Annotated in this window: 9 protein-coding genes; 2 read left to right on the top strand and 7 right to left on the bottom strand. The window is 71.1% G+C overall.

What is annotated here, in order from left to right; all coding sequences use genetic code 11:
• Positions 1–243 precede the first annotated feature (243 nt).
• The 5 genes from FE633_RS43295 to afsQ1 all read right to left on the bottom strand — a co-directional run bounded on the left by FE633_RS43295 (position 244) and on the right by afsQ1 (position 4,228).
• Complete coding sequence (locus FE633_RS43295) at positions 244–447, bottom strand: PspC domain-containing protein (RefSeq protein WP_138050655.1); 204 nt, start codon at positions 445–447, stop codon at positions 244–246.
• 93 nt (positions 448–540) lie between these two features.
• A complete protein-coding gene (locus tag FE633_RS43290; protein ID WP_138050654.1) occupies positions 541–1,092 on the bottom strand; it encodes a VanZ family protein in 552 nt (183 codons plus the stop codon).
• Between the two features lie 180 nt (positions 1,093–1,272).
• Positions 1,273–1,947, bottom strand: coding sequence for a hypothetical protein (locus FE633_RS43285; RefSeq protein WP_246114099.1), 675 nt, complete (start codon positions 1,945–1,947; stop codon positions 1,273–1,275).
• Positions 1,944–3,554: a sensor histidine kinase gene (locus FE633_RS43280; RefSeq protein ID WP_171060367.1), complete on the bottom strand. Its 1,611-nt coding sequence runs from the start codon at positions 3,552–3,554 to the stop codon at positions 1,944–1,946. The genes FE633_RS43285 and FE633_RS43280 overlap by 4 nt, the downstream gene beginning before the upstream one ends.
• The gene (afsQ1, locus tag FE633_RS43275; protein ID WP_013001223.1) at positions 3,551–4,228 is read right to left on the bottom strand and encodes a two-component system response regulator AfsQ1; all 678 of its coding nucleotides are present in this window, start codon (positions 4,226–4,228) and stop codon (positions 3,551–3,553) included. Before afsQ1 ends, FE633_RS43280 begins: the two co-directional genes overlap by 4 nt.
• 276 nt (positions 4,229–4,504) lie before the next feature.
• Here afsQ1 and FE633_RS43270 point away from each other — a divergent pair, with 276 nt between their 5' ends.
• The gene (locus FE633_RS43270) at positions 4,505–5,287 is read left to right on the top strand and encodes a SigE family RNA polymerase sigma factor (RefSeq protein WP_138050652.1); all 783 of its coding nucleotides are present in this window, start codon (positions 4,505–4,507) and stop codon (positions 5,285–5,287) included.
• A 238-nt stretch (positions 5,288–5,525) separates the two neighbouring features.
• Here the strand turns inward: FE633_RS43270 and FE633_RS43265 are convergent, their stop codons facing one another.
• Positions 5,526–6,161 carry a uridine kinase family protein gene (locus tag FE633_RS43265; protein WP_246114098.1) on the bottom strand — a complete coding sequence of 212 codons (636 nt, stop codon included), beginning with the start codon at positions 6,159–6,161 and terminating at the stop codon, positions 5,526–5,528.
• A gap of 127 nt (positions 6,162–6,288) precedes the next feature.
• Between FE633_RS43265 and FE633_RS43260 the strand changes: the two genes are divergently transcribed.
• Positions 6,289–6,705 (top strand): hypothetical protein, encoded by a 417-nt coding sequence (locus tag FE633_RS43260; protein ID WP_138050651.1) that lies wholly within the window; start codon positions 6,289–6,291, stop codon positions 6,703–6,705.
• 103 nt (positions 6,706–6,808) lie between these two features.
• On the opposite strand, the gene FE633_RS43255 is transcribed toward FE633_RS43260, so the two are convergent.
• Positions 6,809–8,341 carry an MDR family MFS transporter gene (locus tag FE633_RS43255; protein WP_138050650.1) on the bottom strand — a complete coding sequence of 511 codons (1,533 nt, stop codon included), beginning with the start codon at positions 8,339–8,341 and terminating at the stop codon, positions 6,809–6,811.
• Positions 8,342–8,358 lie beyond the last annotated feature (17 nt).

The following is an 8,358-nucleotide window of genomic DNA, read 5'->3' as shown; positions in this document are numbered from 1 at the left end:
GGCCTCCGCGCCGCCCAGCCGGCCGCGGCGGGCGCCCTCGCCGACGGTCCCGCCGTACCGGCCGCCGGGCTGCTCGGCGGCCTGCCCGCGAAGGGTCTACCTGCGAAGGGTCTGCCGGTGAACGGGGTCCCGCTGGGCTGAGCACCGCAGTCGTACGCGCTTGTCGGCGCTTGCAGGCGCTGCTACGAGCGGATGGGGCGCACCCTGGTTCGGGTGCGCCCCATCGGCGTATGTGCGAGTGCGTCACCAGGCCGTACGAGCGGCCTTCCCCTCCGAGGGGAACAGGATCCACAGCGCTATGTAGAGCAGGAACTGCGGGCCCGGCAGCAGGCAGGACAACAGGAAGATCACGCGCATCGTGGTCGCGGAAGTGCCGAAGCGCCGCGCCAGCGCTGCGCACACTCCGCCGATCATCCGGCCGTTGGTGGGGCGGGCAAGGCGGCTCATTGCGGCTCCTTCGTGAGCGTCGGTCCGAGGCGGCCCCGTCGGCTGCCTCATCTGCCTTCCACGCTAGGGGCACGAAGGGGGCAAAGCGTCGCTCTAGGGGGCGATCCCCACCCTGGGAATCGTCGGGGTCCGACCCTGAGCCGCTTCCTCCCGGCGGAGGGCGGCGCGGCGCCGCGTCTCGTTCCGACGGCGCAGTCGAGCGCGCGCGGCGGGTACGACGGCGAGGTGGGCCAAGGCCACGCCCACGGTGTTGAGCAGCAGCGAGTCGACGTCCACGACCTGGCCGGGCACCCCGGTCTGCAGCAGCTCGATGGCCATGGACAGCAGGGCGCCCGCGGCGACCGTACGGAGCAGCGACAGCAGCGGGGAGACATCCAGCCTGCCGCCCGCCATGGGCAGCAGCACGCCGAGCGGCGCGAGCAGCAGCAGGCCCTTGCCGATACTGCGGGCCGCCGCCTCGGCCCCCAGCGCCAAGTCGGCTCTGATGCTCGCGAACGGACGCAGGTTCGCGGCGCTCACCCACGGCACGTCCAGGGGACGCAGCGTGAGCCAGGCGACGAGCGCGAGGTGTGCGACGAGAAGAACACCTCCCGCCGCACGGATGCGGATCACGGCGCTGCCGCCGTTTGAGCCTTGACGCTGCACGCCACCCAAGACGCGGCCTTCGGCAGGATCGGTTCCGCGTGTCCGAAGTGCTTGGCCCGCACGGGTGAGGCGTGTGCCACACGGCGGGCACCCGCCAAGCGACGCCGGGCGCCATCCAGGCGCCCGCCCCGGCCTCAGGCCTCAGCTCCGGCCTTCAGCTCGGGCCTTCAGCCCCGGCCTTCAGCTCCGGTCGACCTCCGTCGACGGCGGGGTCTCCGTGCCCGGCCGGGAGCGCACGTCCGCCGTGCACTCGTAACGGCGCACGGAGTCCTCCCCGGGGCCGCCGAGGGTGACCGTGCCGTCGTCGGACGCGGCGGCCGAGACGCTGAAGGTACAGATGACCTGGGCCAGCGCGTACGACGTCAGGGCGGTCGGCTCGATGCTCAGACGGAGCGCGTCCTCCGGGTCGTCCGGGCGCGGCCCCGTGACCGTCAGGCCGTCCCGTACGTTCGTCGTGTAGCCCGCTTCCTTCTCGATGTCCGACGGGTTCGCGGTGAGCTCGTCGAGAAGCGCCTGCGCGGCGCGCACGCGGTCCGTGTCCGCCGTTCCGGCGGTGATCCGCACGGTCCGGTCGACCCGCACCAGCTGCGAGGAGCAGAGCAGGAACACCTGGACGAGGATCCCGCGCGAGGACTGCGTACCGAGGTCAGGGCCGGACAGCGTGCACGGCACCCGGGAGGGGGCGGGCCCGAATTCGGTCGGCACCTCGGTCGAACGGATTCCGCACCCGGCCAGCACCACCGCCAGCAACGGCACGGCGAGCAGGGCGGTACGCGTCCGGCGGGCAGCCCGCGTCGAGCGTCCGGCACACAGCCGACGTACACCCCATGCATTCCGTATGCTCCGCGAGGTCATCGCGAGACCCCCTCGGAGCCCTTGCCCTCGCGGGACTCGGCCGTGTTCTCCCCGGGGCCCCCGCGCGCCCCGTCCTCCGGGTTCTGGTCGGTCAGCACGGAGGCGTCGCGCGGCAGGCGCAGGCTGAACACCGCGCCTCCCTCGGGCGAGTTCGCGGCGTTGATCTCACCACCGTGGATGTGCGCGTTCTCCAGGGCGATGGACAGGCCCAGACCGCTGCCCTCGGAGCGCGGACGGGAGGCGCTCGCCTTGTAGAAGCGGTCGAAGACGTGCGGAAGGACGTCCTCGGGGATGCCCGGGCCGTGGTCCTGCACCTCGATGAGCAGGTCGTCCCCCTCGTCCCGCACGGACACGCGTACCGGGGAACCGCCGTGCTTGAGCGCGTTCCCGATCAGGTTCGCCAGGATCACGTCCAGGCGGCGTGGGTCGAGGCGCGCGGTGATGCCGCGCTCGGCGTCCAACTCCACCGCGTCCAGCCAGGCGCGCGCGTCGATGCACGCCGTGATCTGGTCGGCGATGTCGACGTCGTCGAGGACGAGCCGGGCCGTGCCCGCGTCGAAGCGGGTGACCTCCATGAGGTTCTCCACCAGGTCGTTCAGCCGCCGGGTCTCGCTGACGACGAGCCGTACCGCGGGTTCGATCATGGGGTCGACGCTGCCGGTCTCCCCGTCGAGCTCCTCCTCCAGGACCTCGGTCACGGCCGTGATCGCGGTCAGCGGGGTGCGCAGCTCGTGCGACATGTCCGCCACGAAGCGCCGGGAGGCCTCGTCGCGCGCGCTCATGTCCGCGACGCGTTTCTCCAGGGACTCCGCCGTGCGGTTGAACGTCCGTGACAGATCCGCGAGTTCGTCCGTGCCCGACACCCGCAGCCGCGTGTCCAGTTTGCCCTCGCCGAGCCGGCGGGCCGCCGTGCCCAGCCGGTGCACCGGCTTGAGGACCGTCGTCGCGGCGGCCTGCGCGAGCAGCGCCGAGCCGATCAGCGCGAGCCCGGTGGCGATACCCAGCGACCAGGCGAGGGAGTTGAGGTCCTTGGCCTCCGGCTCCAGCGACTTGAGCATGTAGCCGGTCGGCCCACCGCCGATGACCTTCGCGCCGCCCACGAGATACGGCTTGTCGCCGTCGACGGTCCGCTGCCAGTACAGGTGGTACGCGTACTTGTTGCCGGCGGAGAGCTTCTGCTCTTTGTTGACCGCCTTCTGGAGGGACGCCGGTACGTCCGCCAGTGTGAAGGTGTCCAGGTCGGAGTTGGCGCGGATGGGCTTGCCGTTCTCGTCCTCGGCGATCAGCAGCACACTGAAGCCCTGGCTGCTGTTCGCCATCTGACGTGCGGCGCCTTCCAGTTCGTCCTGCGTCGGATGCATCGCCAGCATGCTCGCGCGGCTCTGCATCTCCTGCTGGAAGTCCCGCAGCACCGCGTCCTGGGCCCGGGTCAGCACGGCCTCGCGGTTGAGCCAGTACGCGATGCCGGAGGCCGACACCGCCGCGGTGAGCGCGACCAGCCCGAACACGACGACCAGACGCAGTCGCAGGCTCGTGAACCGCAGGCCCGCCAATATCGCCTTGCGCGCCGCGGCCCAGCCACGGAGCTTGCCTTGCGTCTTTGTCACTGAGGAGTGTCCAGCCGGTATCCCACACCCCGCACCGTACGGATCAGTGTCGGCGAGGACGGCACGTCCTCCACCTTCGCGCGCAGCCGCTGCACACAGGCGTCGACGAGCCGCGAGTCACCGAGGTAGTCGTGCTCCCACACCAGCCGCAGCAACTGCTGGCGGGACAGGGCCTGTCCGGGGCGGCGGCTGAGCTCCAGCAGCAGCCGCAGCTCGGTGGGCGTCAGCTGCAGATCCTCGCCGTTCTTGGTGACCGTCATCGCCGCGCGGTCGATCACCAGGCTGCCGAACGTCGCCGCGTCGTTGGCCTCGCGCTCGCCGCGCCGCAGCACGGCCCGGATCCGGGCGTCGAGAACCCGCCCCTGCACCGGCTTGACGACATAGTCGTCGGCCCCGGACTCCAGCCCGACCACGACGTCGATGTCGTCGCTGCGGGCGGTGAGCAGGATGATCGGCAGTTGGTCCGTGCGCCGGATGCGCCGGCACACCTCGAACCCGTCGATGCCGGGCAGCATCACATCCAGCACGATCAGGTCCGGCCGCTGCTCGCGCAGCAGCTTCAGACCGTCCTCGCCGGTGGCAGCGGTGGCCACACGGTGCCCCTGGCGCGTCAGCGACAGCTCCAGGGCCGTACGGATGGCGTCGTCGTCCTCGATCAGCAACAGGGAAGGCACGGACGTCATTCTGTCCCATGACATGGCGACGAATCGACCGTTGGAGCGCTCCCACACATCTTGGGCACGCGAGTACGGCCCGCAGGTGCCGGATGAGTAGCCGTACGACGCTTCTCTGTGATCAGCCTGTGGTGCGTCTGGGCCCCACCCCTGTTGCACGCCTGTGACAGTCGGCGGACACCGTCATGAAGTCGCTTCGGCAAGCTTTTCGGCACAGGCAAGGAAGCACCACAAGAGAAGTACCGGGAACCGGAACTCCACGACGGGGGGCGCGAGATGAACACGCTGCACAGCACCAGCTCTAGCGCAGTCGCAGTTGTCACGCGTCTCCACGACGTCACGCGAAACACCGAGAAGTCCGGTGCCGTGAGCGGGCGGGGGTGCGCTCGCGGCACCGGGCGTCAGCACACCGGGTCGTACATGACGGTGGTTGACGCACATCTGGTGGGGGGATCCACGGGGCCCGCGGCGGCAGCCGCTCTCGGAACCGTCGGGGGAGCTGCGTACGGGGAGGCCACGGGGGAGCGTCGTTCCGTGTCGGAGGCGGAGTTCACCGCCTACGTCCAGGAGCGTCGCGCCTCCCTGTACGCCACCGCCTACCACCTGACCGGTGACCGCTTCGAGGCCGAGGACCTGCTGCAGAGCGCGCTGTTCTCGACGTACCGGGCGTGGGACCGGATCAGCGACAAGGCCGCGGTCGGCGGATACCTCCGCCGCACGATGACCAACCTGCACATCAGCGCGTGGCGCCGCCGCAAGCTGAACGAGTACCCGACCGAGGAGCTGCCGGAGACCGCCGGCGACACGGACGCGATGCGCGGCACCGAACTGCGCGCAGTCCTGTGGCAGGCGCTCGCCCGGCTGCCCGAACTCCAGCGCACCATGCTGGTCCTGCGCTACTACGAGGGCCGCACGGACCCGGAGATCGCGGACATCCTCGACATCAGTGTCGGCACGGTGAAGTCCAGCATCTGGCGGTCGCTCCGCCGGCTGCGCGAGGACGAGGTCCTCAGCTTCGGCCGTGACGAGGAGGAGTCCTTCGGGGAGCTTGTCGCCTGACAATCGGCCCGAAGGCAAGGGGGAAACAGTACGGGGGCTGTTCGTCACTCTGGGGGGAGGCGGACAGAGAACAACGGGGGAGCACTGCCGGGGGGATCAACGGGGTCACGGGGGATCACGGGGATCACGGGGGAAAAGGGAAGCGGGGCTGGAGGGCCGGGGGGTCCTTCCAGCCCCGCTTCTCGTGTGTCCGGTCTTGCGTGTCCGGGTCGTGTCCGGGTGGGTGTCCGGGTGGTGGCTATGCCGCCGTACGCGCCGTCACGTCCCGTCCCACAGCGGTCGCCGCGAGCCGTACCAGCGCCTCGTCCCGGTCGCACGGGTGGGCGCCCAGTGCCGTCTGGTGGGACACGATGGAGCGTTCGGCGCGCATCAGGCGCCAGCCGCGGCGGAGCAGGAACGGGATGGACTTGCGGCCCTCCCTGAGGTCCCGCAGGAAGCGGCGGCGGAAGGTCTTCACCGGCCCGCGGCTCAGGCACAGCGCGTCCCCCAGCACTCCTGTCTCCCGACACCGGTCGATGATCTCGGCGGCGAAGATGCCCTCCGCGATGAACAACGGCGTCCGCCCGATGTCGACGGTCTCCTCGCCGGTACGGGCGCTCAGGGAGATGTCGTACACGGGTACGTGCGTACGTCCCGTACGGCACAGTTCGGCGATCGCCGCGACGGCCGACTCCGCGTCCCACGACAGCGGGTGGTCCCAGTCGATGTCCGAACTCCCCGCCACCCGCGGCAGCGTCGGGTCCGTGCCCTCCTTGTAGAAGTCGTCGAGCCGCAGCACCGGGAGGCCGGAGCGCGCCGCGAGGAGGGACTTGCCGGAACCGGACGGCCCGCACAACAGCACGACCCGGGCAGATGACGGAGATTGAGAACTCACGAGATACCAGTGTGAGGCATCGACAGCCGCCGGCCGACCCCGCGGGTCGTCTTTGGAACCCGCGTCACACCTCAACTACCCTGTGCCTCTGACCGATTACTCTGCGCAGTGAAGGTGGCATCACCCCATGGCACGACATGCGGTTCCCCGGACCCCGACCGCTCAGCGCGCATTGCTGCGCGCGGGCCTCGCCCTCACCACCGCCGGGGCAGCCCTGGGGGCGGGCGCGGCCACGGCCGCCGCGGACACCGCGCCCATGGCCGACGTGGTCCGCGCCCCGTCCACCTCGCCGGGCGACGTCGACCCCAGGACGGCCCTCCATGCGCCGGTCGAGGGCGTCCGGCAGGTCACGGGCGCGGTCGAGGGGCTCAAGCCCAACCCGCTCGCGGGCACGGGCGTCGACCCGCTGGACAACAGCGTCGGCACGCAGGTGGCCGACTTCAAGCCGGTGTCGTCCCAGATGGTGACGGGGCCCGTGGCGCAGGCCGAGTCGGTGGGGAGCGTTCCGGTGGTGGGGCAGGCAACAGGGCTGCTGACCGGTTGAGACGGTGCACGGCAGAAAAGGCCCTCGCTGTGGCGGGGGCCTTTTCTGTGCGGTGGTATCCCGTGGGGTGGTTTTCCTGTGGGGCGGTTTCCCGGGGGGGCGGTTACTCCGCCCTGCCGCGTAGCGGCACCTCCCGGATCAGCCACGACGCCGCGAAGACGACGGCGCACAGGGCCGCCATGCCGAGGGCGACGCCGTGCAGGCCGTTCGTGACCGCGGCGCGGAACGCGTCCCGGGCCCCGGCCGGCAGGTCCTGGGGCAGCTCCGGGGTGACGGAATCGCCGGTCAGGCGCTCGCCGTCCGGGCCCAGGCGGTCGGCGAGGGAGGCGGCCATCCGGCCGGCGTAGACGGAGCCGAGGACCGCGACGCCGAGGGAGCCGCCGATGGTGCGCAGCAGGGTCGTCGTGGCGCTGGCCGCGCCCATGTCACGGGGCTCGGCGCTGTTCATGGTGATCAGCATCGACGGCTGCATCAGGCAGCCGACCCCCACGCCCAGGACGAGGGTCACCGCCGATGCCAGTCCCGCCGACGTGCTGACGCCGAGCGTCAGCAGTGCGAGCGAGCCCACGGTAGCGAGGGCGCCGCCCGCGATCGGATACATCCGGTACCGGCCGCCGTTGCTCACCCGCCGCCCGATGGCCAGCTGGGCCCCGATCATGCCGAGCATCAGCGGGAGCAGGAACAGCCCGCTCGTGGTCGATGACATGCCCTGCGCGAACTGCATGTACAGCGGCAGATAGCTCGCCGCCGCCAGCATCGCCGCGCCCGCCACGAAGCTCAGCACCTGCGCGAGCGTGAAGTTGCGGTCACGGAAGAGGCGGGGCGGGATGACCGGTTCGGGTGCGCGCCGCTCCACACGGACGAACGCGGCGAGTGCGGCCGCGCCGATCACGGCAAGGGTGGCGATCTGTGGCGAGATCCAGTCGTACGTCGTTCCGCCCCAACTCGACAGGAGGGTGAGGGTGAGGATGCCGACCGTGAGGAGTCCGACCCCAGCGATGTCGATTCGCGCCTTCGTGCGCGGGGTGCTGTCCAGGTGGACGCCGAGCGCGATGATCGCGAGCGCCACGGCGCCGACCGGCACGTTGACGTAGAACACCCAGCGCCAGTCGAGCTGATCGGTGAGAAATCCGCCGAGCAGCGGCCCGCCGATCATGGCGGCGGGCAGCAGCACACCGATGAGCGACTGCGCGCGGCCGGCCTCGGCGGGGGTGAGCAGGGTCCCGATGAGGGAGAGCGCGCCCACGAAGAGGCCGCCGGCGCCGAGCCCCTGCACGGCCCGGAAGGCGATCAACTGCCCCATGTCCTGGGCGAGTCCGCAGAGCACCGAGCCGCCGAGGAACAGGACGATGGAGGCGAGATACGCGCCCTTGCGGCCGTACAGATCGCCGGCCTTGCCCCAGATCGGAGTGGAGACGGCGGTGGTGAGCAGGTACGCCGTCACCACCCACGAGAGATGTTCGAGTCCGCCGAGATCGCCGACGATCGTCGGCAGCGCGGTCCCCACGATGGTGCCGTCGAGCGTGGCGAGCACGATGCCGAGCAGCAGGCCGAGGATGACGAGCCGGGAGGGCGTCGCGCCGGTCTCCTCCCGCGCGGCCGCTCCGGGCGGCTTCTCGTCCGTACGTCGTTCCATGGTCCCCCCAGGGATTC

It is taken from the genome of Streptomyces montanus, from assembly GCF_005786655.1.
In the GTDB taxonomy this organism is placed as follows: Bacteria; Actinomycetota; Actinomycetes; order Streptomycetales; family Streptomycetaceae; genus Streptomyces; species Streptomyces sporangiiformans.
This window is presented reverse-complemented; position numbering and strand designations above follow the sequence as displayed.